The sequence below is a fragment of the Microbacterium sp. Y832 genome, assembly GCF_057669765.1.
Genome location: NZ_JBYHFM010000004.1, coordinates 133,394 through 159,907, shown reverse-complemented (window position 1 = coordinate 159,907; position 26,514 = coordinate 133,394). Strand labels below are relative to the sequence as shown.

The 26,514-nt window shown below is 69.0% G+C and carries 24 protein-coding genes, 1 tRNA gene and 1 pseudogene; 19 read left to right on the top strand and 7 right to left on the bottom strand.

Features of this window, described 5'->3' with window-relative positions; genetic code table 11:
• The first annotated feature begins 53 nt into the window (after window positions 1–53).
• Window positions 54–2,039 carry a bifunctional copper resistance protein CopD/cytochrome c oxidase assembly protein gene (locus AC25YV_RS09440; protein WP_488123808.1) on the top strand — a complete coding sequence of 662 codons (1,986 nt, stop codon included), beginning with the start codon at window positions 54–56 and terminating at the stop codon, window positions 2,037–2,039.
• Here AC25YV_RS09440 and AC25YV_RS09435 read toward each other — a convergent pair.
• Window positions 2,011–3,090, bottom strand: a complete 1,080-nt coding sequence (locus AC25YV_RS09435; protein WP_488123594.1) for a hypothetical protein — start codon at window positions 3,088–3,090, stop codon at window positions 2,011–2,013. The genes AC25YV_RS09440 and AC25YV_RS09435 overlap by 29 nt on opposite strands.
• A 97-nt stretch (window positions 3,091–3,187) precedes the next feature.
• Between AC25YV_RS09435 and AC25YV_RS09430 the strand changes: the two genes are divergently transcribed.
• Window positions 3,188–4,570, top strand: a complete 1,383-nt coding sequence (locus tag AC25YV_RS09430) for an ATP-dependent DNA helicase (protein ID WP_488123593.1) — start codon at window positions 3,188–3,190, stop codon at window positions 4,568–4,570.
• A gap of 10 nt (window positions 4,571–4,580) precedes the next feature.
• On the opposite strand, the gene AC25YV_RS09425 is transcribed toward AC25YV_RS09430, so the two are convergent.
• Entirely contained in the window at window positions 4,581–5,237 is a 657-nt protein-coding gene (locus tag AC25YV_RS09425) for a biliverdin-producing heme oxygenase (RefSeq protein ID WP_488123592.1), read from the bottom strand.
• Window positions 5,238–5,304: 67 nt separating this feature from the next.
• The gene (locus AC25YV_RS09420) at window positions 5,305–5,616 is read right to left on the bottom strand and encodes a DUF2470 domain-containing protein (protein ID WP_488123591.1); all 312 of its coding nucleotides are present in this window, start codon (window positions 5,614–5,616) and stop codon (window positions 5,305–5,307) included.
• 72 nt (window positions 5,617–5,688) lie between these two features.
• On the opposite strand from AC25YV_RS09420, the gene AC25YV_RS09415 reads away from it, so the two are divergent.
• The 6 genes from AC25YV_RS09415 (at window position 5,689) to AC25YV_RS09390 (ending at window position 10,800) form a co-directional block, all read left to right on the top strand.
• A complete protein-coding gene (locus tag AC25YV_RS09415) occupies window positions 5,689–6,966 on the top strand; it encodes a serine hydrolase domain-containing protein (RefSeq protein ID WP_488123590.1) in 1,278 nt (425 codons plus the stop codon).
• Window positions 6,967–7,125: 159 nt separating this feature from the next.
• Entirely contained in the window at window positions 7,126–7,449 is a 324-nt protein-coding gene (locus AC25YV_RS09410; RefSeq protein WP_488123589.1) for a hypothetical protein, read from the top strand.
• Complete coding sequence (locus tag AC25YV_RS09405; protein ID WP_488123588.1) at window positions 7,446–8,438, top strand: hypothetical protein; 993 nt, start codon at window positions 7,446–7,448, stop codon at window positions 8,436–8,438. Before AC25YV_RS09410 ends, AC25YV_RS09405 begins: the two co-directional genes overlap by 4 nt.
• A gap of 186 nt (window positions 8,439–8,624) precedes the next feature.
• The gene (locus AC25YV_RS09400; protein ID WP_488123587.1) at window positions 8,625–8,789 is read left to right on the top strand and encodes a hypothetical protein; all 165 of its coding nucleotides are present in this window, start codon (window positions 8,625–8,627) and stop codon (window positions 8,787–8,789) included.
• Window positions 8,790–8,814: 25 nt separating this feature from the next.
• The gene (locus AC25YV_RS09395) at window positions 8,815–10,491 is read left to right on the top strand and encodes an FAD-dependent oxidoreductase (RefSeq protein ID WP_488123586.1); all 1,677 of its coding nucleotides are present in this window, start codon (window positions 8,815–8,817) and stop codon (window positions 10,489–10,491) included.
• Between the two features lie 9 nt (window positions 10,492–10,500).
• Window positions 10,501–10,800, top strand: coding sequence for a metal-sensitive transcriptional regulator (locus AC25YV_RS09390; RefSeq protein ID WP_488123585.1), 300 nt, complete (start codon window positions 10,501–10,503; stop codon window positions 10,798–10,800).
• Window positions 10,801–10,913: 113 nt separating this feature from the next.
• On the opposite strand, the gene AC25YV_RS09385 is transcribed toward AC25YV_RS09390, so the two are convergent.
• Window positions 10,914–10,984 (bottom strand) — tRNA-Gly (locus tag AC25YV_RS09385).
• 76 nt (window positions 10,985–11,060) lie between these two features.
• Here AC25YV_RS09385 and dcd point away from each other — a divergent pair.
• Window positions 11,061–11,666, top strand: a complete 606-nt coding sequence (gene dcd / locus AC25YV_RS09380; RefSeq protein ID WP_488123584.1) for a dCTP deaminase — start codon at window positions 11,061–11,063, stop codon at window positions 11,664–11,666.
• Window positions 11,667–11,788: 122 nt separating this feature from the next.
• Window positions 11,789–12,399: pseudogene (locus AC25YV_RS09375) on the top strand (BCCT family transporter); the annotation flags it as partial.
• Between the two features lie 248 nt (window positions 12,400–12,647).
• Here the strand turns inward: AC25YV_RS09375 and AC25YV_RS09370 are convergent.
• Window positions 12,648–14,045: an MFS transporter gene (locus tag AC25YV_RS09370; protein WP_488123583.1), complete on the bottom strand. Its 1,398-nt coding sequence runs from the start codon at window positions 14,043–14,045 to the stop codon at window positions 12,648–12,650.
• 258 nt (window positions 14,046–14,303) lie between these two features.
• On the opposite strand from AC25YV_RS09370, the gene dnaK reads away from it, so the two are divergent.
• From dnaK to AC25YV_RS09350, 4 genes are read left to right on the top strand one after another with little or no spacing between them, the layout of a single operon-like run.
• Entirely contained in the window at window positions 14,304–16,160 is a 1,857-nt protein-coding gene (gene dnaK / locus AC25YV_RS09365; RefSeq protein WP_488123582.1) for a molecular chaperone DnaK, read from the top strand.
• Window positions 16,161–16,164: 4 nt separating this feature from the next.
• On the top strand, window positions 16,165–16,746 hold the full coding sequence (locus AC25YV_RS09360) for a nucleotide exchange factor GrpE (RefSeq protein WP_488123581.1): 582 nt from the start codon (window positions 16,165–16,167) through the stop codon (window positions 16,744–16,746).
• A gap of 12 nt (window positions 16,747–16,758) precedes the next feature.
• Window positions 16,759–17,754, top strand: coding sequence for a DnaJ C-terminal domain-containing protein (locus tag AC25YV_RS09355; protein ID WP_488123580.1), 996 nt, complete (start codon window positions 16,759–16,761; stop codon window positions 17,752–17,754).
• Window positions 17,755–17,767: 13 nt separating this feature from the next.
• Complete coding sequence (locus tag AC25YV_RS09350; RefSeq protein WP_488123579.1) at window positions 17,768–18,217, top strand: heat shock protein transcriptional repressor HspR; 450 nt, start codon at window positions 17,768–17,770, stop codon at window positions 18,215–18,217.
• Here the strand turns inward: AC25YV_RS09350 and AC25YV_RS09345 are convergent.
• Together AC25YV_RS09345 and AC25YV_RS09340 are read right to left on the bottom strand one after the other, a co-directional pair.
• Window positions 18,187–19,587, bottom strand: a complete 1,401-nt coding sequence (locus tag AC25YV_RS09345; RefSeq protein ID WP_488123578.1) for a DUF2252 domain-containing protein — start codon at window positions 19,585–19,587, stop codon at window positions 18,187–18,189. The genes AC25YV_RS09350 and AC25YV_RS09345 overlap by 31 nt on opposite strands.
• Window positions 19,588–19,606: 19 nt before the next feature.
• Window positions 19,607–20,197 carry a hypothetical protein gene (locus tag AC25YV_RS09340; RefSeq protein WP_488123577.1) on the bottom strand — a complete coding sequence of 197 codons (591 nt, stop codon included), beginning with the start codon at window positions 20,195–20,197 and terminating at the stop codon, window positions 19,607–19,609.
• Window positions 20,198–20,311: 114 nt separating this feature from the next.
• Between AC25YV_RS09340 and AC25YV_RS09335 the strand changes: the two genes are divergently transcribed.
• From AC25YV_RS09335 to AC25YV_RS09315, 5 genes are all read left to right on the top strand, one after another.
• Window positions 20,312–21,520 carry a glycosyltransferase gene (locus AC25YV_RS09335; protein WP_488123576.1) on the top strand — a complete coding sequence of 403 codons (1,209 nt, stop codon included), beginning with the start codon at window positions 20,312–20,314 and terminating at the stop codon, window positions 21,518–21,520.
• A 7-nt stretch (window positions 21,521–21,527) separates the two neighbouring features.
• Entirely contained in the window at window positions 21,528–22,748 is a 1,221-nt protein-coding gene (locus AC25YV_RS09330; RefSeq protein ID WP_488123575.1) for a glycosyltransferase, read from the top strand.
• A 171-nt stretch (window positions 22,749–22,919) separates the two neighbouring features.
• Complete coding sequence (locus tag AC25YV_RS09325) at window positions 22,920–25,112, top strand: ATP-dependent Clp protease ATP-binding subunit (protein WP_488123574.1); 2,193 nt, start codon at window positions 22,920–22,922, stop codon at window positions 25,110–25,112.
• A 25-nt stretch (window positions 25,113–25,137) separates the two neighbouring features.
• A complete protein-coding gene (locus AC25YV_RS09320; protein WP_488123573.1) occupies window positions 25,138–25,605 on the top strand; it encodes a hypothetical protein in 468 nt (155 codons plus the stop codon).
• A gap of 62 nt (window positions 25,606–25,667) precedes the next feature.
• Window positions 25,668–26,510: a UbiA family prenyltransferase gene (locus tag AC25YV_RS09315; RefSeq protein WP_488123572.1), complete on the top strand. Its 843-nt coding sequence runs from the start codon at window positions 25,668–25,670 to the stop codon at window positions 26,508–26,510.
• Window positions 26,511–26,514 lie beyond the last annotated feature (4 nt).

The window sequence follows — 26,514 nt, the reverse complement described above, 5'->3', positions numbered from 1 at the left end:
CCGTCGCCGTTGCGCCTCCCGAAGCCGCAAGGCGACAGGGTCCACGCCGCACGCTGCGCTCGGTCGGCCCGGCGATCCTCGTCGTCGCCGCACTCCTCACCCTCACGTGGGCGCTCGCCTACGGGGGCGGTGCCGAGCCCCTCGCGATCGCCGACCCCGGGCCCATCGCCCGCTGGGGTCTTCCGATCGCGAAGCTCTTCGTCAACCTCTCGGCAGCGGGCGTCGTCGGTGTGCTCGTCACGGCGCTGTTCGCGCTGAAGGCGGGCGACCGGCCCTTCGACGTGGCGCTGGATGCGGCATCCGTCTCGGCCGCCGTGTTCACGGTCGCCGCCGGCGCGACCGGTTTCTTCACCTTCGTCGACGCGTTCAACCCGGCGATCAGCGCGAGCCCGGAGTTCGGCGCGCAGCTGGGACGCTTCCTCACCGAGACCGAAGTCGGCCGCACCTGGCTCATCACGACGGTCGCCGGCGCTCTGCTGACGGTGTTGACCTTCGCCGTCCGATCGTGGACGGCGACGCTCCTCGTCGCGGCACTGGCGATCGCGACCCTCGTGCCGATGGGCACGCAGGGGCACTCCGGCGAGGCGGCGTTCCACCACGAGGCGATGACGGCGCTCATCATCCACATCATCGCCGCCGCCGTATGGCTCGGCGGACTGATGCTCATGGTGTTCGTGCGGCCTCTCCTCGACCGCGACGGCGTCGCCACCGTGCTCGGCCGCTACTCGAGCATCGCGCTCGCGGCCTTCATCGTCGTGGCCGCGAGCGGCACGGTGCGCGCCATGATCGGCCTCGGCGAATGGTCGATGCTCGCCTCGGCGTATGGCGTCATCCTCATCGTCAAGGTCGTCGCACTCATCGCGATCGGCGCGCTCGGTGCCTGGTACCGCAAGCGACTGATCGGGCGCCTCCGCGAAGACGGCGCGTCGCGGCGCTTCTGGGGGCTCATCGTCTTCGAGCTCGCCCTCATGGGGATCGCGAGCGGTGCCGCAGCCGCCCTCGCGCGCACACCTCCGCCCGTCGACCCCGTCATTCCCGTCGTGCCGACGCCGGCGCAGATCCTCACTCTGGCGCCGCTGCCTCCCGAGCTCACCCCCGAGCGGTGGCTGACATCGTGGAACCCCGACCTGCTCTGGGCCTTCGCCGTGGCGTTCGGCCTCTTCTTCTACTGGGCGGGCGTGCGGCGCATGCACGTGCGCGGCGACCGCTGGCCGATCCTCCGGTCGGTGTCGTGGACGCTCGGACTGCTGCTGCTGTTCTGGGTGACGGCAGGACCCATCAACGTCTACCAGGACTACCTGTTCAGCGTGCACATGATCGGGCACATGCTGCTGGGCATGGCGATCCCTCTGCTGCTCGTCGTGGGCGCCCCTGTGACCCTCGCGGCGCGGGCGATCCGCAAACGCGATGACGGCACGCGCGGCGGGCGCGAGTGGATCCTGTGGGCCGTGCACACGCCGGTCTCGCGGGTCCTGACGAACCCGTTCGTCGCCGCGGCCATCTTCGTCGTATCACTCTGGGCGTTCTACTACACCGACCTCTTCCGGTGGGCGCTCTACGACCACCTCGGCCACGAGTGGATGGTCGCGCACTTCCTCATCTCGGGCTACCTGTTCGCACTGACGCTGATCGGCATCGACCCCGTGCCGTGGCGCCTGCCGTACCCCGGCCGCCTGGTGCTGCTCGTCGGCGTCATGGCGATGCACGCGTTCTTCGGCATCTCGATCATGATGCAGTCCGGGCTCATGGTCGCGGAGTGGTACGGCTCGATGGGCCGGGAGTGGGGCCCGACGCCGCTCGAGGATCAATACATCGGCGGGGGCGTGGCATGGTCGGTCGGTGAGATCCCGACGCTCATCCTCGCGATCACGGTCGCGATCCAGTGGTCGCGCTCCGACGCCCGCGCGCAGAAACGCAGCGACCGGCACGCCGACCGCACGGGCGACGCCGAGCTCGAGGAGTACAACGCGCAGCTCGCGCAGCTGGCCGAGCGTGACGCCCGCCGCAGCGTCAGGGAAGGCCAGGCCCGCCGACCGTGATCGTCGCGGTGCCGTCAGGCAGCACCGTGATGAGCGCCGTCAGCACGAACGGCACGTCTTCGCTCACGGAGCTGACCGACCCGTCGAAGAGCGAGCGGATGTCGACGTCGATGTGCGCCACCGCCTCGGTTTCGGGGATCACCCACGCCGCGCCGTCGGGAACGAGCGTGATGGTCGGCTGCGTCACGATCGACCACGTGGGCGCCGAGGCGATGCGCTCCTGCACGTAGAACCCGAAGGGGCATGCTGTCGGCTGCAGCACCTGCTGCGTCGCACACGACGTGAGGAACTCCTCGACGCGCTGCTGCACGACGCCGATGAACTCTTCTGTGGGCTCGGCCTGCACGTCGACGGCGACGGCCGCGAACGGGCTGTCCGAGAGCACCCCGACGCCCGGGGTCGATGAGATCGCCGTGTCGACGGACACGGAGTAGAACGCCGGTGAGAACACCAGCAGCGACACCGGCGCGAGCGGGTCGGCATCGACGCCGTCGGGCGAGACCTGTCGCTTGTCGATCTCGAAGCCGTTGACTTCGAACGACATCGAACCGCGCACGACGAGGTCCATGACCGCGAGCGGGCTCTCGGCGAATCGCCACGTGGGGGCGAGGCCGATCGTGCCGTCACGCTCGATGGAGAAGGTCGTCTGCCCCTCGACGCCGCCCGCCCGGTATGTCACGGAGACGCGCGAGATGCCGTCCTGCTCCGTCTCGGACACCACGCCGACGTCGGTGAGGGTCGAGAGGGCTTCGCGGCGCAGCAGGGCGTCGGAGGCCGTTGCCGGAAGCCCCGCGGCCTCGAGCTGCGGGGTGTCGACCGCGACGCCGGGAATCCGCAGAGCCTCGGCCGCCTGGCCGTCGGCGAGCAGGCTCAGATACCGCTCGACGAACGCCGTCGGCGAATAGAACTCGCGGTGAAGCGATGCGACGCCGGCGGCGACGGCTCCGACCAGGAGCACGCCGACAAGGCCCAGCAGGGTGAGGTCGACCGCGAGTCCTCGACGGCTGGTGCGGGGCCGCCGCGCTCGGGTGCTCCCCGCCTCGTCATTCACCACTCCAGTCTAGGAAGCCTGCTTTCCCGTGCGGGCATCCGCGCCCGGATGAGCGGGGCCGGGCCGCACTGTGGTATCCGGTGGCTACCATGAATCGGTGACTACGCCGCCCCTTTCCGCCGAGCAAGAGGCGCTGTTCCGACTCATCGAAGACACGAACGAGCACGTGTTCGTGACCGGTCGCGCCGGCACGGGCAAGTCGACGCTCCTGCAGCACCTGGCGTGGAACACGTCGAAGCAGATCGCGGTGTGCGCTCCGACGGGCGTGGCGGCGCTCAACGTCGAGGGCCAGACGATCCACTCGCTCTTCCGGCTTCCGATCGGCCTGATCGGACCGAGTGACGAGAAGCAGACGGATGCCACGCGCAAGATCCTGAACGCCATCGAGACGCTCGTCATCGATGAGATCTCGATGGTCAACGCCGACCTGATGGATGCGATGGACCGCTCGCTGCGCATCGCGCGGGGGCGTCGGCACGAGCCGTTCGGCGGCGTGCAGATCGTGATGTTCGGCGACCCCTATCAGCTCGCTCCCGTGCCGCCGCGCGGAGACGAGCTGCGCTACGTGCGCGACCACTACCGGTCCTTCTGGTTCTTCGACGCGCACGTGTGGGCCGGTGAGGAGCCCGCGGCGGATGGGCTCATCGAGCTCGGTCGGCACGGTGCCGAACTGCACATCCGCGAGCTGGTCGACATCCATCGCCAGTCCGATGCCGGGTTCAAGGCGATGCTCAACGCCGTCCGTCACGGCGTTGTGACGGCCGACATCGCGCAGGTGCTCAACGACACGGGTGCGCGCACTCCGCCCGAGCCCAGTGACGGCGAGACGCCCATCATCACGCTCGCGACGCGCAACGACATCGTCAACAACATCAACCGGCGACACCTCGCCGAACTCCGGGGTCGCGAGCAGACGGCGCAGGCCGACGTGAGCGGCGACTTCGGCCGCGGTGAGGCCGGATACCCCGCCGATCCCGAGCTCAAGCTCAAGGTGGGCGCGCAGGTCATGTTCCTGCGCAACGACCGGGGTGCCTTCCCCGACCCGCCCCGCTGGGTCAACGGCACGATCGGCCGGGTCACCCGCATCGCCGGCGACACCGTACGCGTCGATGTCGACGGCGACGAGGTCGAGGTCGAGCCGGCAGTGTGGGAGAAGTACCGCTACGCCTACGACCCCGGTTCGAAGGCGCTCACGCGCGAGATCGTCGCGGAGTTCACCCAGTTCCCCCTGCGGCTGGCGTGGGCCGTGACGATCCACAAATCCCAGGGCAAGACCTACGATCGCGCGATCGTCGACCTCGGGTCGGGGGCGTTCGCTCCGGGACAGACCTACGTCGCGCTGTCCCGGCTGACCTCGCTCGAGGGTCTCTATCTCTCGCGACCACTGCGACCGAGCGACATCCGGGTTGACCCCGACGTCAGGCGCTTCATGGCGTCGGTGCGCCGCCAGGCGTCGGCGCTGCAGCTGCCGGGCCCCTGAGTTTCTGTCGTCAGGCGACCGCGGTCGCTGACTTCGCGGTGGCGAGGTCTTCGAACAGCTCGGTGTTGAAGCGGTAGGCCAGCAGCACCTCGTCGATGACACGCTCCTGCTCGGCGGCATCCCAGGGAGCCTGATTCATCTGCTCGCGATAGACGTCCTTGAAGGCCGCGGGGTCGGCGATGTCGTCGAAGACGTAGAAGCCGATGCCGTTCGTGCCGAAGCCGAAGCGTCGGGCCATGAGGCGACCGATGAACTGGCCGCCCGAGAGGTCGCCGAGGTAGCGCGTGTAGTGGTGTGCGACGAAACCGCCCGCCCACGTCGCGCCGACCTCATTGATGCGGTCGACGTAGCGCTTCGTGGCGGGGAGCGGTTCGATCTGGTCGCGCCAGTCGCTGCCGATCAGGAACTCGAGGTCGGCTTCGAGCGCGGGCAAGCGCGTCAGCTTGTCGCTGATGAAGACGGATGCGACGGGGTCGTTGCGCATCTGCGTCGCGGTGCGCTCGAGGGCCTCGTAGATGAACCAGTGCTGCACGACGAGGGCCGTGTAGTCCTCGCGGGTGCCGTCGCCCTTGAGCAGGTCGGCCATGAAGCCGGAGTGCTCGCTTCCCGAGTGTGCGCTCGTGGAGCGTTCCCAGAGTGTCTTCGAAAAGGGGATGACGTCGTTCATGCCGCTCAGTCTAGGGCGGTGAGGCGTGCCTAACCTACTTGGCGGAATCCGCCGGAGAGTCCCGTGTTTACGCGTGCGGACGCGGTTCGACGCCCAGGCGCTCGCACGCGGCGTCGTACAGGGCGACGATCTCGCGACGCACTTCGGCGCGCTCGGTGATGGCGCCTCCGGGCCACGGAACACGGAACGAGACCTCGGCGCCGTCGGCGAGGAGGGTGACCCACTCGCCCCCGTCGCCGTCGAACCCGGTCATGGTCGCCGAGGCGGGGTCACCGGCCGGTCCGAACGCGCGGGCGATGAGCAGGTTGTCGTCGCTGTGGTCGTCGTTCATGTGGTGGAGCACCGCAGTGCGCACGGAATCGTCGAAGGTGTGCGTCATGCGTCACAGCCTACGGACAGGCGTGACATCCTCGTGACCTGGGTGTGTTTGAATCTCTTGTCGGGGGTAGCCATGCGCGCAGTCAGGAAACCGCGCCGCGCCGCGGGTGCGGTCGCGGCAGCGCTCGTGCTCGCCGTCGCGTTCAGCGGCTGTTCCGCGCCCGAACCGAGGGTCGATCTTCCTGTCCAGGTCGAAGGCGCCTTCCCCGATGAGACTCAGCAGCAGCTGGACGACGCCGTCACTCACGCCATGGGCACGATCGGGGCGACGGGCGCCGTCGTCGGCGTGTGGGCGCCGTGGAGCGGCTCGTGGGTCGCCGGTGTCGGTACGCAGACGCCCGGCGGCGCGGCCGTCACGGCCGACATGCCCTTCCGCATCGGCCAGCTGACACGGCCTATGACGTGTGATCTGCTCTACAAGGCTGTCGATGACGGTGTCGTCGAGCTCGATGAACCCGTCTCGCGGTATGTCTCGGGTGTGCCCGACCTCAAGGACGTCACCCTCGAGCAGCTGTGCGACAGCACGTCGGGGATCGGCGTCTATGCGGGGCAGCTGCGACCGGTGTGGACGAGGAACCCGGAGCGCGTGTGGAACGCCCGCGAGCTGGCCAGCTACGGCCTCGGTCAGCCCCGTACGATCGAACCCGGCGAGAAGTACCTCAGCTCCGACGCCGGCTACGTGCTGCTCGGACTCGCGATGGAGCGCGCCATGGGTGCCTCGGGTCGCGCCCTACTGCAAGAGCACATCGCCGACCGGCTTGGTCTCACGGCCACCCGCCTGCCCGCGGGTGCCGCCGCTCCTGTCGCGGATGGCATGACAGGGCTCACCCTCGAGAAGGATGAAGCCGGCGCGTGGAAGTGCGCCGAGCCGGTCGACGTCTCGGCGATATCCGCGAGCATCGGGTTCACCGACGCGGGTGTCGTGTCGACGGTCGATGACATGCGTCAGTACGTTCAGTCCCTCGCGACGGGTGCGCTGCTGTCCGAGCAGCTCGCCGAGAAGCGGTTCGCCGACGCGAAGCCGCTCAACGATTCGTCGCCCTCGTGGCTCACGACAGCGGGCGGCGCCGTCATCGCCGGTTCGCTCATCGGCAACTACGGCTCGATGCCCGGCTACGCGACAGCGGCGTTCGCCGACCCCGAGACGGGCCTCACGGTCGTCGTATCGCTGAACAACTCCGTGCGCGGCGCGTCACCTGCGCTCTCGCTCGCGTGGGAGCTCGCCGCCATCGCTTCGAAGGCACCCGCGGCATCCGGTGAAACCGCGCCCGAGGCAGGGCTGCCCTGGACTCCCGAGCAGTACCGCGAGCAGCTTGCCGCCAAGGCCGTCTGCACACCCCCCGCCGAGTGACACTAGAGCCCGGCCGCGTCGGGCTCTAGTGTGGGTCCTACCCATGCACGGAGGGCGTGGTCGGCTCGCCGGCCACCGGTTCCCAGGCGGTCCCCAACGCCGCGGGAGCGGAGCACCCACTGTGCGTCGCCACTGGGTTCGTCGAAGGCAGGCCGCGCCATGGCCCAGTCCATTCCATCACCGGATTGGAGTTCTCCGCGCGCGGTTGCGCTGCGTTGCGCCGCGCACGTCGTGCGTCCACGCTGGCTCGCCGCAGCGCTTATCGTCGTCGCCGCGGTGGTCGGCGTGCTCTTCATCGAGGTGGCCGAGCAGGATCTCGCCCTCCAGCGCGATGCGCTGATCGCCGAGACCGCTCTCGTCGAGGACACCGCCGCCGCCACCCACCGAGCCAATGCCGTCGCGCGCGTGCGCGAAGCCGATTTGCGGGTGCAACTGGCTGAGCAGGGCAAGACGCTCGCATCGACGTCGGGGTTCTTGAAATGAGTTCGACGACTCGCCGGTCGCTCGTCGTGCTGACGGCGTGCGCCGTGGCCGTCATGGGGCTGCAACTTGCCGACCGCTCGGCCGTGCTGGGCGAGCGCGATGCCGCCGCGGCCGAGTTCGAGGCGGCACAGGCCGCACAGGACGATGCCCGCACCGCGGCCACCGTGCTGGCCGAGCGCGCCGGGGGCCTGCGCGCGACGTCGGCGACGTACGACGAGCTCATCGACGCGCGCAAGGGGTTCGTCGCGTCGCTCGAGAAGGCCGACGCCGCGATGTCGGCCGCCGACGGCAAGGTCGACACGGCGGCCGCGCGCGCCGGCATCCTGAAGCTGCAGCAGAAGGTGCTCGCCGAGCGCACCGATGTCGCCGTCGTCGCGCGGGCGCAGGCAGATGTCGACGAACACACTGCCGGCATCGTCAAGGCTGTCGAGGCGCACGACGTCGAGCAGGCGCGCCTCGCGGCTGAACGAGCCGCCGCCGCATCGCGCGGGTACTCCGGCGGCGGGGGATCAGGCGGCGGTTGGGGCGGGTCGGGCGGGTCGGGCGGTTCCGGTTCCGGCGGGACGTCGATGGGCGGCGGTGGTGCAGGCGCTGCCCCGGTTGCGGGCGGCTACGCGCGCGTGCGCGCCGCGCTCAACAACGTCGGCGGCGGTCACGTGCGGCTCGAGGAGTTCGCCGGGGCGTGCGGCGGCGCTGCAGCGGCTGCCTGCGCGTCGCCGGGGGTCATCAGGTTCACGCCGGGGCTGGCGAGCTGGTCGGACGGCCGCCTGTACTGGGCGATGGCCCATGAGCTCGCCCACGTGTACCAGTTCAACGTCTGGGGTCCGCTCGTCAGCTCGCCGGGGTACTCGTCGCTGTTCGGCAGCAACATCGAACTGCTCGCCAACTGCATGGCGGCGCAGCGCGGTTACGGCAGTGGCAACGTCTCCTGCTCGGGTGCGCAGCTGCAGTGGGCGGGCTCGATCTGGCGGGGCGTCGTACCGGGCTGAGCCGCGCTACGGCGCGTTCACGGGCAAATCCCAGGGGGCCCGCTTTCCCCGCTCTGCCGGGGGATCCTGCGCCCGGCGCACGGTGCCGTCGCGCCCGACTCGGGAGTCGTCCACGCGCGGCAGGCGTACCATGGAACACGTCATCCGATACCCCCCGGGGTATCTGCCATGTTCGGAGAATACGCAATGTGCAGAGCTGTGAAGTGCAAGACCTGTGGAAAGACGACCTGGGCGGGCTGTGGTCAGCACGTCGACGATGTGATGCGCGATGTCCCGCGGGCTGGCCGGTGCGCAGGCCATGCCGAGCAGGAGAACACCGGCGGGTTCTTTTCGCGGCTGTTCTCGCGCTGACCCCATGGCACGCAGAGGAGATGGGATGAGGATCGTCATCGTCGGTGGTGTCGCGGGCGGGATGTCGGCGGCTACGCGCCTGCGGCGCTTGAATGAGCGCGCCGAGATCGTGGTGTTCGAGCGCGGAGCCCACGTCTCGTTCGCGAACTGCGGCCTGCCGTACTACGTCGGAGGAGTCATCGAAGACCGGGATGCGCTCCTGCTTCAGACTCCCGAGTCTCTTGCGGCACGCTTTCGCCTCGACGTTCGCGTGAACCACGAAGTGATCGGGATCGACCGTGAGGGCAAAACCGTCCAGGTCAGCGCTCAGGGTGGTGCTCCCCGCGAGGAACCGTATGACGTTCTCGTTCTGGCCGGCGGCGCGACCGGCCTCGAGCCCGTTGCCGGACACGGCGTGCCGGTTCACGCGCTCCGGACCGTGGATGATGTCGATGCGATCACCGCCGTGCTCGACGGTGCCGCCGCCGAGCCGCGCGTCGTCGTCGTCGGCGCGGGTTTCATCGGGTTGGAAGCGGTCGAGAATCTCGTGCGCCGCGGCGCACGGGTCACTCTCGTGCAGCGTGGTCCCCGCCCTCTCTCACCGCTGGATCCCGAGATGGCGACACCGGTTCTCGACACGCTCGTCGGCCACGGCGTCGACGTGCGCCTCAACACCACGGTCACCTCGATCAGTCCAGGCACAGTGCATCTGGATGACGGGGCCACCGTCCCGGCAGATCTCGTCATCGAAGCACGCGGAGTGCGACCCGACACCGGCCTCGCGCGGAATGCCGGGCTGGCGATCGGCGCCACCGGCGGTATCGCCGTGAACGAGTTCCAGCGCACGAGCGATCCCTCGATCTACGCCGTCGGAGACGGCGTCGAGAAGGTCGACGCGGTCGACGAATCGGCGACCCTCGTGACCATGGCCGGGCTGGCGAACCGGCACGGCCGCACGGCGGCAGATGCCATCGCCGGAAGCACCGAACCCACCTGGCCCTCGCTCGGCACGGCGATCGTGGGCGTGCTCGGCCTCACTGTCGCGATGGTGGGCTGGAGCGAGACGCGACTGGCAGCCGCGGGCCGCCCGCACCGTGTGGTCCACACGCACCCGTCTTCGCACGCGGGCTACTACCCCGGTGCCGAGCAGATGTCGATGAAGCTTCTCGTCGACCCCGAGACAGACCACATCCTCGGCGCTCAGATCGTCGGCGGTGAAGGTGTCGACAAACGCATCGATGTCATCGCCACGGCGATGACCGGCGGCCTCACCGCCGCGCAGCTGTCACGCCTGGAGCTCGCCTATGCACCCCAGTATGGATCGGCCAAGGACCCCGTGAACATGCTCGGATACGTCGCCGACAACATCGCTTCCGGTCTGGTGCGCAGCGTGCAGTGGCACGAGCTGGAGCAGGCGCGCGGCGACGGCGCCGTCCTGATCGACGTGCGCTCGAGCGCGGAGTTCGAGCGAGGTGCGATCCCCGGAGCCCTCAACATCCCGCTGGACGACATCCGCTCACGGATGGGCGACGTTCCCGAGGCCCCCCTCATCGTGCACTGCCAGGTCGGGCAGCGCGGGCACACGGCGGCCCGACTGCTCAGCGAGTACGGGTATGACGTGCGTAACCTCGATGGCGGATACCGAACCTGGTTGGCGGGAACCGCCGCCGTCCAGCGGACGGATCTGCCGGCCCCCATACCCTCGTCCCTCACCCACGCCTAAAGGACTCTCATGGTGACATCAGCAGATTCCGGCGCCACTCCGGTCGAACCCCGGTCCGAGAGTCAGAAGAAGATCCTCAACCGGCTCCGCCGCGCACAGGGCCAGCTCGTCTCGGTCATTGCGGCTGTCGAGTCCGGCGCCGAGTGCCGCGATGTGGTGCTTCAGCTGGCGGCCGTCTCCAAGGCGCTGGACCGTGCCGGCTTCACGATCGTGTCCTCGGCGATGCGAGAGTGCATGACGACGACCGATGACAGCGCTGACCCCGTCACCGTCGAGGAACTCGAAAAGCTCTTCTTGAGCCTCGCCTGAGCCGCACAGGGTCGGGGCTCTGAAGCGGGGCCCACTCGCAAGCGGCTTCGTTTCGGACGGCATCAACGCCAAAGGCCCGAGCCGGCACCCGTCGTGCCATCTCGAGCCTTTCGAGGGGATGACGGGAATCGAACCCGCGCTATCAGCTTGGGAAGCTGAAGTTCTACCATTGAACTACATCCCCCTTGCGCCCGAAGGCGCGACGCCAGCATAACAAAAGCAGCGTGGGGGGCGGCGGGCGGAGCCTCTAGGCTGGTCGCGTGCTGCTCTCTGACCGTGACATCAAGCTCGAGCTCGGCGCCGGCCGTATCGGTCTGGACCCGTTCGAGCCCGGGATGGTTCAGCCGTCGAGTGTCGACGTGCGCTTGGACCGGTACTTCCGGCTGTTCGACAACCACAAGTACCCGTTCATCGACCCCGCCGAGGACCAGCCCGAGCTGACGCACCTCATCGAGACGGCGCCCGACGAACCGTTCATCCTGCACCCGGGCGAGTTCGTGCTGGGATCGACGTTCGAGCAGGTGACCCTTCCCGACGACGTCGCCGCGCGGCTCGAGGGCAAGTCTTCGCTCGGCCGGCTGGGCCTGCTGACGCACTCGACGGCGGGCTTCATCGACCCCGGTTTCTCGGGGCACGTCACCCTCGAGCTGTCCAATGTCGCGACGCTGCCGATCAAGCTGTGGCCCGGCATGAAGATCGGACAGCTGTGCTTCTTCCGGCTCTCCTCGCCGACCGAGAACCCCTACGGCACGGGGCCGTACAGCAACCGCTATCAGGGCCAGCGCGGACCCACGGCATCCCGATCGTTCTTCAATTTCCACCGCTCCGACGTCGCCACGACCGACGCCGGATCCCGCGGCGCCTGATCGGGCGAGCTCTGGGCAGGCCGGGCCCGCCTCGATAGCGCGGTCGGGTGACGAGCCAGCCCCCACCCCTAGCCGGTCCCTCCGAAGAGGCGGCGCGTCGGTTCCGCCCGGCGCCCTGGGTCATCTGGCTCGCCGCCGTCATCGTGGTCGCGTTCAGCGCGTTCGCGATCATCTTCCCGAATGCCGCAGAGTCGGTCTTCGGCGCGATTCAGACCACCGTCGTGAACACCTTCAGCTGGTACTACGTGCTGATCACGGCGTTCCTCGTCGCCTTCGCGCTCTTCCTCGGCTTCAGCAGATTCGGCGACATCACGCTCGGCCGCGACGACGATGATCCCGAGTTCTCGATGCTCGCCTGGTTCTCGCTGCTGTTCGCGGCCGGCATGGGCATCGGCCTCGTCTTCTACGGCGTGAGCGAGCCGCTCAGCCACTTCGTCGACCCGAAGCCGGGCGTCGCGGGCACCCCCGCGCAGCTCGCGCAGTCGGCGCTCACGCAGACCTACCTGCACTGGGGTGTGTAGGCGTGGGCCATCTACGTCGTCGTCGGGCTCGCCTGGCGTACGCGATCCACCGTCGAGGACGCCCCCTGTCGATCCGGTACGCGCTCGAACCGATCGTGGGCGCAAAGGTCAAGGGCGGATGGGGCCACCTGATCGACACCGTCGCCCTCGTCGGCACGCTGTTCGGCGTCGCGACATCGCTCGGCCTCGGTGTGCTGCAGATCGGCGCAGGTTCTCAATGCCGCCGGACTCATCGACGAGCCCGACGCCCTTCAGCGTGGTCATGCTGCTCATCTGCTGGGCGACGATCGTCGCCTTCCAACGGAGAGGCGGTTTTACAAACGCGCGCAGCGGCGCTTGTTCGTCGAGCAGATCGGAACGCACTACGGCCTCGAAGTCGAGGAGCCCAACGAGTCCGGCGTGCGACTGCCGTCGTGGCTGCGCCCGCGCGGACGCAGCACCGACTGAGCCCAGCCTCAGGTCACTCGATGACGGCCTGCGTGGTCTTGACCGGCAGCATGAGCAGCAGGCCCGCGAGCAGCACGAGCACGATGCCGAGGATGCCCAGACGCGTGTCGCCCGAGAGGGCGACGAACAGGGCGAAGAGCCCCGGCGCGAGGAAGGACACGGCGCGGCCCGTCGTCGCGTACAGGCCGAAGATCTCGCCCTCGCGGCCGGCGGGGGCGATGCGGGCGAGGAACGACCGGCTCGCGGCCTGGATCGGTCCGACGAAGGCGCACAGCACGAGACCCGCGATCCAGAACCCGATCTGGGCCGTCCCGATGAAGAGCACGGCGCTGCCGGCGAGCACGAGCCCCACGAGTGACACCATGATGACGGCTTTGGGGCCGAAGCGGTCGTCGAAGCGGCCGGCGAGGATCGTGAAGACGCCGGCGACGACGTTCGCCGCGACGGCGAAGTAGAGCACCTGCGACGACGAGAAGCCGAACACCTGCGCCGCGATGATCGCGCCGAACGTGAAGACGCCGGCCAGGCCGTCGCGGAAGACGGCGCTCGCGAGCAGGAACATCAGCACCTGGCGGTTGCCGTGCCAGAGCTTCGTGATGGTCGCCCACAGTACGGCGTAGGACCGGAAGAACCCGACGCGCGCCTGACCTTCGCGAGCGGGGACCTCGGGCACACGCAGCAGGACCGGAATCGCGAAGATCCCGAACCACACGGCCGACGCGACGATCGCGAGGCGGATGTTCATGCCGTTGTCGGTCGTGACGCCGAGGGGGCCCGGGCTGTCGACGAGACCGATGAAGAGCACGAGCAGCAGCACGAGCAGCGCGATGCCGCCGACGTAGCCCATGCCCCACCCGAAGCTCGAGACGCGCCCCATGTTCTGCTTCGTCGAGACCTGCACGAGCATGGCGTTGTAGTTGACGCCGGCGAACTCGAAGAAGACGTTGCCGATCGCGAGCAGTGTCGCACCGAGCACGAGGAAGGCGGGCGAACCCTCGACGAAGAACATCGCGGCCATCGCAGCGACGACGAGCATCGTGTTGATGCCGAGCCACAGTTTGCGCCGGCCCGTGCCGTCGGAACGCTGCCCCATGACCGGAGCGAGCGCCGCGATCAGGATGCCGGCGATCATGAGCGCGATGCCCACGAGCGAGGCGTTGTCGGCGAGGGCCCGCACAAGCGCGGGGTCCTTGGCGTCGCCGCCCGCGGCATCGAGGACGGCCGGGTCGACGAAGAGAGGCGAGGCGAGGTAGGTCGAAAAGACGAAGGTCGTCACGACGGCGTTGAAGGCGGCCGAGCCCCAATCCCACAGTGCCCATGCCACGACGCCTCGTGGGCGCGTCGTCTCGGTGGTGCCGACCGTCGCCGCAGCGACCTCGGCCTCGGGCGCGGGCTGATCGGGAAGCGACATGCCCGTCACGCTACCGGCCTCTGATCGTGAGGCGACATCCGCACGGCGAGACCGCGGAAACCCGCCATCGAGACCGGCCGTCGCCGCCGCGCGATCTGCGGGGTTGAGTCGGTCGGTATCAAGTTTGGGTTGACAGCCGCCGCGGGTCGGCAGTAAGGTTGAGTCAGTTCGGCTCAACCTCTGTGGCGGGCCGCCCACGAACTTCACCGACCATTGACCTCGGGTGGCTTTTGCCACCCAGACAGAAGGAGAACGCACATGGCACGAGCTGTGGGAATCGACCTCGGCACGACGAACTCCGTCGTCAGCGTCCTCGAGGGCGGCGAGCCGAAGGTCATCGCCAACGCCGAGGGCTTCCGCACGACGCCCTCCGTCGTCGCCTACACGAAAGACGGCGAGGTGCTCGTCGGCGAGACCGCGAAGCGCCAGGCCGTCACCAACGTCGACCGCACCGTCGCCTCGGTCAAGCGCCACATGGGCACCGACTGGGGCTTCGACGTCGACGGCAAGAAGTGGACGCCGCAGGAGATCTCCGCGCGCATCCTGCAGAAGCTCAAGCGAGACGCAGAGGAGTACCTCGGTGACAAGGTGACGGATGCCGTCATCACGGTGCCCGCCTACTTCAACGACGCCGAGCGCCAGGCCACGAAGGAGGCCGGCGAGATCGCGGGCCTCAACGTGCTCCGCATCATCAACGAGCCCACCGCGGCCGCGCTGGCCTACGGGCTCGACCGCGGCAAGGAGGACGAGCTCATCCTCGTCTTCGACCTCGGTGGCGGAACGTTCGACGTGTCGCTGCTCGAAGTGGGCAAGGACGACGACTTCTCGACGATCCAGGTGCGCGCGACCTCCGGTGACAACCGCCTCGGTGGCGACGACTGGGACCAGCGTCTCGTCGAGTACCTGATCAAGCAGTTCAAGGACACGACGGGCGTCGACGTCTCGGGCGACAAGATCGCCCTGCAGCGCCTCAAGGAGGCCGCGGAGCAGGCGAAGAAGGAGCTGTCGAGCTCGACGTCGACGAGCATCAACCTGCCGTACCTGTCGCTCACCGACAGCGGCCCAGTGTCGCTTTCCGAGACGATCACGCGCGCCAAGTTCGAGGACCTCACGAAGGACCTGCTCGACCGCACCAAGAAGCCCTTCGAGGACGTCATTCGCGAAGCCGGCATCAAGGTCGCCGACATCGACCACGTCGTCCTGGTGGGCGGTTCGACCCGCATGCCCGCGGTCGCCGAGCTGGTCAAGAAGGAGACGGGCAAGGACGCCAACAAGGGTGTGAACCCCGATGAGGTCGTCGCCGTGGGCGCCGCGCTCCAGGCCGGTGTCCTCAAGGGCGAGCGCAAGGACGTCCTGCTCATCGACGTGACCCCCCTGAGCCTCGGCATCGAGACGAAGGGCGGCATCATGACGAAGCTCATCGAGCGCAACACCGCAATTCCGACCAAGCGCAGCGAGACCTTCACGACCGCCGACGACAACCAGCCGTCGGTGGCGATCCAGGTCTTCCAGGGCGAGCGCGAGTTCACCCGTGACAACAAGCCGCTGGGCACGTTCGAGCTGACCGGCATCGCGCCGGCGCCCCGGGGCATCCCGCAGGTCGAGGTCACCTTCGACATCGACGCGAACGGCATCGTGCACGTGTCCGCCAAGGACAAGGGCACGGGCAAGGAGCAGTCGATGACGATCACGGGCGGCTCGTCGCTGCCCAAGGAAGACATCGACCGCATGGTGCGCGAGGCTGAGGAGCACGCCGCCGAGGACAAGAAGCGCCGCGAAGGCGCTGAGACCCGCAACCAGGCCGAGGCCCTGGCCTACCAGATCGAGAAGCTCATCTCGGAGAACGAGGACAAGATCCCCGCCGACGTGAAGGAATCGGTCCAGGCCGACATCACCGACCTGAAGTCGGCCCTCGCAGGCGACGACGACGACAAGGTCAAGCAGGCCTTCGACAAGCTCAGCCAGAGCCAGACGAAGCTCGGCGAAGCGATCTACGCGCAGAACTCGGATGCTGCCGCCGGCGGCGCGGCCGAAGACGGAGCCCAGGCACCCAGCGGTGCCGAGGAGGACGTCATCGACGCCGAAGTGGTCGACGACGAAGAGGACAAGAAGTAGAACTATGACGGACAAGGACTTCGAAGAGGTCCGTCCGGGCGACGAGGGGTCGGAGGCAAACGTCTCCGACCCCGCGTCGCACCAGGACGACCTGACGGTCGAGGACATCCTCGGCGCCGACCAGACGGACGACGCGCTCACGGCCGACGATGCGGTGGATCTTCCGCCCGAGGCGTCGGGTTACCTCGCCGACCTGAAACGGCTGACCGCCGAGTACGCCAACTACCGGCGCCGCACCGAAGAGCAGCGGCAGCTCGAGATCGAGCGAGCCAAGGGCGAGGCGGCCAAGAGCCTGCTGTCCGTGCTCGATGACCTCGACCGCGCTGAGAAGCACGGCGACCTCGAAGAGGGCACTGCCTTCGCCGTGATCGCCGAGAAGGTGCGCGCTGCGGTGGCCAAGCTGGGCGTCACCGCTCACGGCGCCGCCGGCGAGGTCTTCGACCCGCAGCAGCACGAAGCGATCTTCCAGGTTCCGACGCCGGGGCAGGCGACCCCGACGATCGTCGAGGTCGCCGAGGTGGGCTACCGCCTGGGCGATGTCGAACTGCGTCCTGCGAAGGTCGTGGTTGCCGTGGCGGCGGAATAGGCAGGGGCGTTCATGGCCAGTCAAGACTGGTTCGACAAGGACTTCTACAAGGTCCTCGGGGTCAGCAAGGACGTCTCTGACGCAGACCTGAAGAAGACGTATCGCAAGCTCGCGCGCAAGTATCACCCCGATTCGAATCAAGCGGACGCCGCGGCTGAAGCCAAGTTCAAAGAGATCAGCGAAGCGTATGCCGTGCTGTCGGACGCCGAGCAGCGCCAAGAGTACGACCAGATCCGCGCCATGGGCTCGGGCGCCCGCTTCACGGCGGGCGGCCAGGGCGCCGGCGGGTTCGAAGACGTCTTCTCGCAGTTCGGGCAGAGCCGCGGTGGTGGACGCTATGCCTCCGCCGCTGATTTCGACGACATCTTCTCCATGTTCGGGCAGCAGCAGGGCGCCGGGTTCGGCTCGGGCCGCTTCGGGCAGACGACGGGCGGATTCCGCGGCTACGGGGGTCCTACCAAGGGCGCCGACGTCACGGCACGCACGACCGTCGACTTCGTCACAGCGACGAAGGGCGAGACCATCTCGCTGCAGGGCGAAGACGGAAAGCCGTTCAAGGTCAAGATCCCCGCGGGGGTCTCAGACGGGCAGAAGATCCGACTGCGCGGGCGCGGACGACCGTCGCTCGACGGCGGCGAGCCCGGTGACATCGTCGTTCAGGTCGCGGTGCGCCCGCACCCCGTCTTCGAGCGGGACGGGCTGAACCTGCGCGTCAAGGTGCCCGTCACCTTCACCGAAGCAGCCCTCGGGGCCACCATCGAGGTGCCCACGCTCGGCGGCGACCCCGTCAAGCTGCGCGTCGCACCCGGCACTCCGTCGGGGCGCGTGCTGCGCGTCAAGGGACGCGGCGTTCAGACATCCAAGGGCACGGGCGACCTTCTCGCCGAGGTTCAGGTCGCCGTGCCGGCGCACCTCGACGACGCCGCGCGCGAGGCGCTCGAGCGGTTCCAGTCGCTCGAGCCGAAAGAGAACCCGCGGGCAGACCTCATGGCGAAGTCGCGCGGCTGACAGGGGGTGACCGATGATGTCTGACGATCTCGACGAAGATGCCCCCATCTTCGCGATCGCGGTGGCCGCCGAGTTGTCGGGCATGCACCCGCAGACACTGCGGCAGTACGACCGGCTCGGTCTGGTGACGCCCGCGCGCACGCAGGGTGGCTCGCGGCGGTACTCGCTGCGGCATATCGAGCAGCTCCGCGAGGTCGCACGTCTGTCGTGTGACGGCATCGGCCTGCCCGCGATCATGCGCATCCTCGAGCTCGAGCGTCGGGTTCGGGAACTGACGTCTCGCGTCTACGAGCTCGAGGAGCGCATGCAGTCCGAGCTCGAGCGCCGCCCCGGTGCGCGCGTCTTCGTGGCCGAATCGACCGGGGCCGTCGTGCCGCTGCGTCGCGGCACGCGCGTGCGCCGCTCGACCGGGCTCACCGTGTGGCGGCCTCGTCAGCTGGGGCGTGACAACGACGACGACTGATCCGCGGATGCCGCGACGAACGCGTCGTAGTCGGCGCGGGACAGCCTGGCGTAGGCGTTGGCCCACTCGAGCAGCGCCTCGCCGATGAGCCGTCCGTTGCCGATGTATCCCGACACCACCGCGGCGTTCGCCGATTGCGCATGCGCGCGAGCCAGCGTCGCGGCGCAGGCTTCGGCATAGACGCGGAAGGGCCGGTCCTCGAGCTGTTCGAGATCGAGGCCGCCCTTCATGTCGTGGAACTGGCGGACGTAGAAGTCGCCCGCGAACGCCCGCAGGTGTCCCAGGAACGGGTCGGAGGTCGCCTGCAGAATGCGCTGCATCGCGACGACGCGTCCGCCCTGGCCGTAGCGGTCGATGTGCTCGTGAGCGGCTGCCGGCTGCGAGATGCCGCCGTACTGCGCGAGCACACTCTGACCGGCTTGCTTGGCCTGCAGGATGAGCGAGCCGCCGTCGCCGTCCTGCAGGAGGATCAGGCTGCACACCGTCCCGACGCTGCCGACCCCCACCACCCGGCGGGCGAGGTCTGACACGGTGTAGTGCGTCATCAGCAGGCGGATGTCGATGTCGGCGCTCTCGGCGTATGCCCGGGCGTTCTCGTGCAGCCGGTCCCGTGCAGCGGCGCTCGCGTGCACCATGGTGGGGGGGCGCTCGAGGAACACCATGCGGCCGTCGGGCAGCGTTTCGGTCAGTTTCCGGGCGGCGCGCTCGCCCGTGCGCTTCTCGGCGTCGCGGATCGCCTCTTTGAGCACGAGCCGCGTCTCGCGGTCGGCGGCCGCCGCGACCGCACGCACGTCGAACTGCACGAAGTACCGGTCCAGCGGGCTCCGGGCGGAGTGGGCAGCCATCGCACGCGCATACGTGCGCACCGCGGCCAGGGTGGCATCCTGCACCACCGTCTCGTCCCGACTGGATGCCTGCCCGCCGATGACGATGCTGGCGACGAGACGCTTGACGTCCCATTCCCAGGGCGCCCATGCGGCTTCGTCGAAGTCGTTCAGGTCGAACACGAGCGTGCGCTGCGGTGACGCGAAGAACCCGAAGTTCGCCACATGGGCGTCGCCGCACGAGGGCACGAGGATGCCGCTGTGCGGGTCCCGCCCCAGATCGGCGGCCTGCAGGGCGGCGGTGCCGCGGTAGAACGCGAACGGACTCGCCGCCATCCGCTCGGTGCGCAGCGGCACGAGTTCGGGGATCCGTGTCGCGTTCTGGTCGTCGAGGATGCGCAGCGGGTCACGGCCCGTGGTCGTGAGCTGCGACAGCGTGCTGCGCGGCACGCGCGAGCGGACAGCGCGGCCCTCCGCGGTCCGGGCCGCCACCGTCGGCGGCAGGGTCCACGTCTCGGCGAACGGCGATGCGACCGGCGTTGTCATGCGTGCATTGTCTCGCAGGTCAGGACGGTCCCAGGCGCAAGACTCCCGGTGTCTCTCCGACGGGCAGATCTTCGCTGATGCGCACGCTCCTCGCGAGGTCGTCGACCGCCCCGATCACGGTGCCGAATCGCTCGCGGTCGGCGCACACGGCGGACACCGTCACGAAGTGCGTCCCGGTGTCCCACGTGTAGGTCGCGAACGGCGGCGTCCGCGGATCCGGGGGGAGGGGCATCGCCAGCTTCTCGCCTGCGCCGAGGTATGTGCCGCGGAACGTCTCGGTGTCGTCGTATTCCATCGGCATCATGGCTCGCGCCGTGCGCAGCTGCGGGGTGGCCTCCTGCACCTGTGCCATCACGACGACGAGCTCGGGGTCGGCCTTCCACACCCACACCAGGACGCGGCCCGCCGCCTTGCGCATGAGAAAGGGCGCCGCCTGGCTCATCGCCCACGCCGCCACGCCGCTGCCGGGGCGCTCGGCCCCCATGGCGCTGTTCGCTCGGGTCAGCAGCATCCGGATCGCGGCTTTGCGGTGTCGGCGTCCGCGCCAGCCGAGGGATTCCGTGACCGGAACCCACAGCGTCGCGTCGGCATCGGCGTGCAGTCGGGGCATGACTCCAGGGTAGGCGTGTTCCCCGGACCCTCGGAGGCGCTCAGGCTACAGTGGGAGCGGCGCGCGTCCTCCCCACTGCGTGCCGCTCCGCACTACAGACAGGCCGCATTCTTCGTGACCGAATCCGCGACGCCCGCCGACCATGCCGCCGACGCGCGGCCGCTGACGATCCTGATCGGCGCCGATACGTTCCTGCCGCACGTCAACGGCGCCGCCCGCTTCGCCGAGCGTCTCGCCGCGGGACTGGTCGAGCGCGGCCATGACGTACACGTCATGGCGCCGAGCGCCGGGCACCGCAACCACGGCACGTTCCGCGAGGTCATCGAGGGCGAGCAGATGACCCTGCACCGCCTGCCGTCGTGGCGCTGGCCCCCGCATGACTGGCTCACGTTCGTGCTGCCGTGGATGTCGAAGCGCTACGCGCGCCGTGTGCTCGACGAGGTGCGCCCCGACGTCGTGCACATCCAGTCGCACATCGTCGTGGGCCGGGGCCTGGCGCGCGAAGCCCGCAAGCGCGGCATCCCCGTCGTGGCGACGAACCACGTCATGGCCGAGAACATCCTCGACTTCACGACCCTGCCGCCGGTTCTCGACAAGATCGTGGTCAGGCTCGCATGGAACGACGCCAAGCGCACCTTCGGCATGACGCGCGCCGTCACGACGCCGACGCGGCGGGCGGCCGACTTCCTCGAGACGACGATCGACATCCGCGGCGTCGTGCCGATCAGCTGTGGTCTGGATGCCCGCAACTACACTCCCGATCTCACGCCTCGTGACGCGAACCGCATCGTGTTCGTCGGCCGGCTCACGAGCGAGAAGCAGATCGATGTCGTGCTGCGAGCGATCACCAAGCTCGATCCCGCGCTCGATGTGACGTTCGACATCGTCGGGAACGGCGATCAGCGCCGCAACCTCGAACAGCTCGCCAGCGAGCTGGGCCTCGCCGACCGGGTGACGTTCCACGGCTACACGACCGACGAAGAGCTGCGCGCCATCCTCAGCCGTGCGAGCGTCTTCGCCATCGCATCGATCGCCGAGCTGCAGTCGATCGCGACGATGGAGGCGATGGCGTCGGGACTGCCCATCGTCGGGGCGAACGCCGTCGCACTGCCGCACCTCGTGCACGACGGCGAGAACGGATATCTTTTCGAGCCGGGCGACGTCGACGACCTCGCGGCCAAGCTCACGAGCGTGCTGACGCAGTCGCCCGAAGAGCGCCTGCGCATGCAGCAGGCATCGCTCGACGGCGTGAAGATCCACGACATGCAGCGCACCCTCGACACGTTCGAGGCGCTGTACCGCGACGAGCCCCTGCCGGAGTGAGCCGCCCGTGCACGTCGTGATGTTCGGCGATCAGCACGTCGAGACTCTCGGCGGTGCGCAGGTGTCGATGCGGCTGCAGCGGAGGTTCCTCGAAAAGGCCGGCCACACCGTGACGCTGGTCGCACCGGCCAGGCACGGCCGTCGCGCGGCGCCGTTCGACACGGCCTATGTCGACGTGCCCTCGATTCCCATCACGCTCGATCGCGAGTACGCGATGTCGTGGCCCGGTCGGCGCACAGACGAGCGGGTGGATGCGGCGCTCGCGGGCCGCGCGCCCGTCGATGTCGTGCACGTGCAGGCTGATTTCTGGGGTGCGTTCATCGGATACCGCTTCGCGAAGCGGCACGGGCTCCCGGTCGTGCACACGATGCACAACCGCGTCGACGTGGGAATCGAAGCGACGGCCCCGTTCCCGGGGCTCGTGCTGAGCGCGCTGAACGCGTGGAGTCGCGTCGCGCTGGCCGAGCCGACACCGGGCCGCGACGGGTGGGCCTACCTGCGACGCCTCGCGCGCGGTGCCCGGGCGGTCACTGCTCCGTCTCAGCACTTCGCCGAGCGGCTTGAGCAGCACGGAGTCTTCGTCGACGTCGACGTCGTATGGAACGGCATCGACGACGACGTGCTCGACGACGTGCTCGCCGCCGCCCCTGCGGTGCGCGAACCGGGCCCGGCGCGGTTCGTGTGGCTCGGGCGCATGAGTCCCGAGAAGCGCCTGCTGCCGTTCCTCGAGGCCCTCGCGCGGTCCGGCGTGCGTGCCGAGGTCGAGATCATCGGCGGGGGTGGGCAGCTCGCCGCGGCCCGTCGGACCGTCGAGCGGCTTCGGCCCGCAGCATCCGTCGTCTTCTCGGGCCGGATGCCGTATGCCCAGACCCTCCGCCGCATCCAAGCCGCCGACGCCGTGGTGCAGACCTCGATCGGCTTCGAGACGCAGGGCATGACGATCTTCGAGGCGGCGTCGCTCGGCACGCCGTCGATCGTGAGCGACACCGACCTCGCGCGCGAGCTCGGCCGGGGGTTCTGGGCCGTCGGTGGTGACGTCGATGCGCCCCCCGCGGTGGCCGACGCATCGGTCGACGCACTTGCCTCGGCGCTGCAGCAGGCGGTGCGGGACATCGCTGCGGGGTCGGCGGTGCAGCCGGATCCGGGGATCCGTGAGCGCTTCCGTCAGTCGTCGCGCACGGCTGCGATGGTCGAGGTGTACGACCGCGCGCGCGCGTCCACGGCCTGACACCCCGCCGCGTCCGGGTCAGCCGGACACTTCGTCGCGCACGCGGCGATGGTCTCGCTGTGCCCGCGCGCCGGTGGGCGGCGGCGCAGACCCTTGCCGCGATGGAGCCCCCTGCGCTAAACTTGAGTCAACTCGGCTCAACCTTTGAGCCCTCAGGCCTCAGGAGCTCCCATGAACGCACAGCCCCAGCCCGGGCAGGACGACCAGCAGAGTGCCCTCGAGCAGTTCGGGATCAACCTCACCGACCGAGCCCGCCAGGGCAAGCTCGACCCCGTCATCGGGCGAGACAGCGAGATCCGCCGCGTCAGCCAGGTGCTGACCCGCCGCACCAAGAACAACCCCGTCCTGATCGGCGAACCCGGCGTCGGCAAGACGGCCGTCGTCGAAGGTCTCGCCCAGCGCATCGTCGCGGGCGATGTCGCCGAGTCGCTCAAGGGCAAAGAACTCATCAGCCTCGACATGTCCGCCCTCGTCGCCGGCGCGATGTACCGCGGTCAGTTCGAAGAGCGACTCAAGAACGTGCTCAAAGAGATCACCGAGTCCGAAGGCCAGGTGATCACCTTCATCGATGAGCTGCACGTGCTCATGGGTGCGGGTGGCGGCGAGGGCTCGGTGGCGGCATCCAACATGCTCAAGCCCATGCTCGCGCGCGGCGAGCTGCGCCTCATCGGCGCGACGACGCTCAACGAGTACCGCGAGTTCATCGAGAAGGATGCCGCGCTTGAGCGCCGCTTCCAGCAGGTGTACGTCGGCGAGCCCAGTGTCGAAGACACGATCGCGATCCTTCGCGGGCTCAAGGAGCGCTACGAAGCCCACCACAAGGTGGCGATCGCCGACGGCGCGCTGGTGGCTGCGGCATCCCTGTCGAATCGCTACATCCCCTCGCGCCAGCTGCCCGACAAGGCGATCGACCTCATCGACGAAGCCGCGTCGCGGCTGCGCATGGAGATCGACTCGGCACCGCTCGTGATCGACGAGCTGCGGCGGCACGTCGACCGGCTCAAGCTCGAAGAGATGGCACTCAAGCGCGAGAAGGACGACGCGTCGAAAGAGCGCCTCGCGACACTGCGCGAAACGCTCAAGACCGAACAAGGCCGTCTCGCCGAGCTGCAGAACCGCTGGGAGCAGGAGCGCGCATCGCTCAACCTCGTCGGTGACCTCAAGACCCAGCTGGATGCCGCCCGCATCGAAGCCGATCGCGCGCAGCGCGAGGGCAACCTCGAACGGGCGTCACGGCTGCTCTATGCCGACATCCCCGCGCTCGAGCGCAAGCTCATGGACGCAGAGAAGGCCGAGAGCAGCGACGACCGGATGGTCGGTGACCAGGTGACCGATGAGGACATCGCCAAAGTCATCGCCGCGTGGACCGGCATCCCCGTCGGGCGCCTGCTGCAGGGCGAGACCGAGAAGCTGCTTCACCTCGAGAGCGAGCTGGGCAAGCGGATCATCGGGCAGAAGGACGCCGTCAAGACCGTCTCCGATGCCGTGCGCCGCTCGCGCGCCGGCATCAGCGACCCGCAGCGTCCGACCGGCTCGTTCCTGTTCCTCGGCCCGACCGGCGTCGGCAAGACCGAGCTCGCCAAAGCGCTCGCCGAGTTCCTCTTCGACGACGAGCACGCCATGGTGCGCATCGACATGTCGGAGTACGGCGAGAAGCACTCGGTCTCCCGCCTCGTCGGTGCCCCTCCGGGGTACGTCGGCTACGAGCAGGGCGGGCAGCTGACCGAGGCCGTGCGACGGCGTCCGTACTCGGTCGTTCTTCTCGACGAGGTCGAGAAGGCGCATCCCGAAGTGTTCGACGTGCTGCTACAGGTCATGGACGACGGGCGCCTCACCGACGGCCAGGGCCGGACGGTCGACTTCACGAACGTCATCCTGATCCTGACGTCGAACCTCGGCTCACCGATCCTGATCGACCCGACCCTGACGACCGAGCAGAAGCGCGAGCAGGTGCTGGCGCTCGTGCGCCAGACGTTCCGCCCGGAGTTCGTCAACCGGCTCGACGACACCGTCGTGTTCCACGCTCTCACCGAGGACGACCTCGCGCAGATCGTCGAACTGTCCGTCGATGCGCTGCAACGCCGCCTCAAGGACCGTCGCCTGACACTCGCTGTGACGCCGGATGCCCGCGCGTGGCTGGCCGAACGCGGATACGACCCGTTGTTCGGGGCGCGGCCGCTGCGCCGGCTCATCCAGTCCGAGATCCAGGACCGCCTCGCGATGGCGATCCTCGGCGGGGGCATCCACGACGGCGACGCCGTGCGCGTCGATGTCGCCGCCGACGGAGCGACGCTCGTGCTCACGAGCGAGCGCATGCCCCCGATGGACGAGGAGATCGTCGACGCCGAGCTGATCGAGGACTGACCGCGATAGCCGATACGGTCGGGGGATGCACATCGCAACCTCCGGCCGTTTCGTCTTCGTCGCGCAGTGGATTCTCGCGCTCCTCCTGCCCCTGTTCGTCATCGTGGGGCGAGGGATCGTCGGCTCGCCGCTGGGCTGGATGATGGTGATCGGCGTCTGGTTCGGCCTCTTCGGGATCATCGCGCTGTACGTGCCGCCCGTTCTGACGCTGTTCGACCGTGAGGTGCGCGCCGCGAAGGCCACGCGCACGGTCTACACCGCGGCGACGTGGGTGCTGTGGGCAGCGCTCGTCGTGTTCGCGGTCACTCTCGTCGACGGCGGCGACGACGGCGAAGTGGGCTCGGCGCTCACGGTGTGGACAGGCGGCGCCCTGTCGGATGACGCATCCAACGTCATCGCCCTCATGGCCGTACTCGTCGGCTTCGTGGCCCTGATCGTCGCGTTCGCGGCGGCGATCGCCGGTATCGTCCGCGCCCGCCGTAAGGTCGGCTGACCCCACACAGGGCGCTGCCTGCGCGCTCGCGGCGAGAGCGCGTGGACGTGAGAGTATCGAGCGTGAGCGTCATACGAGGACTGTGGGGATCATCCCACCCCGGGCCGACGCTCGTCGTGACCGCCCTCGCGCTCGCCCTCGGTCTCGCGGTCTCGCTCGACCTGTGGCGACTCGCGCTGCTGACGATCGCCGTGTTCGCGGGGCAGCTGTCGATCGGCATCTCGAACGACGCGTTCGACGCGGGCCGTGATCGCGCCGTCGGCCGTACCGACAAACCCCTCGCGCGCGGCGACGTGAGCCTTCGCACCGCGTGGATCGCGGCATGGGGCACCCTCGCGATCGCACTCGCGCTGTCCGACATCCTCGATTGGCGGATGCTGGCAGCGCACGCTCTTCTGCTGGGATCGGGCTGGTCGTACAACGCGGGGCTCAAGGCCACCGCCGTCTCGGTCGTGCCCTTCATGGTGAGCTTCGGCGTCTTCCCCTCGCTCGCGCCGCTCTCGGCGGCCGACCCGGCCTTCGCCGCGGGATGGGCGTGGATCGCCGGGGCCGCCTTCGGCGTCGCCGTGCATCTCACGAACGTGCTGCCCGACCTCGATGACGATGCGCGCACGGGCGTGCGGGGTCTGCCGCACCGGATCGGCCCGCGGTGGTCTGCCGTCATCGCGGCCGTCGCCGTGAGCGGAGGGGCCCTCGCCGTGCTGCTCGGCCCGGCCGCGGGAGACCCGGCGGCCATAACGCCGCTGTCGTGGGTGTTCTTCGCGGGAGTGCTCCTCGTCGCGGTCGCCACGGTGGTCCGCGCGGTCATCAGGCCCCCGGCGCGCATCCTCTTCCGCCTCGTCATGCTCGCGGCGCTCCTGCTCGCGGCGCAGCTCGTCGCCTCGGGATCGGCGCTGTCGGGCTGAACCG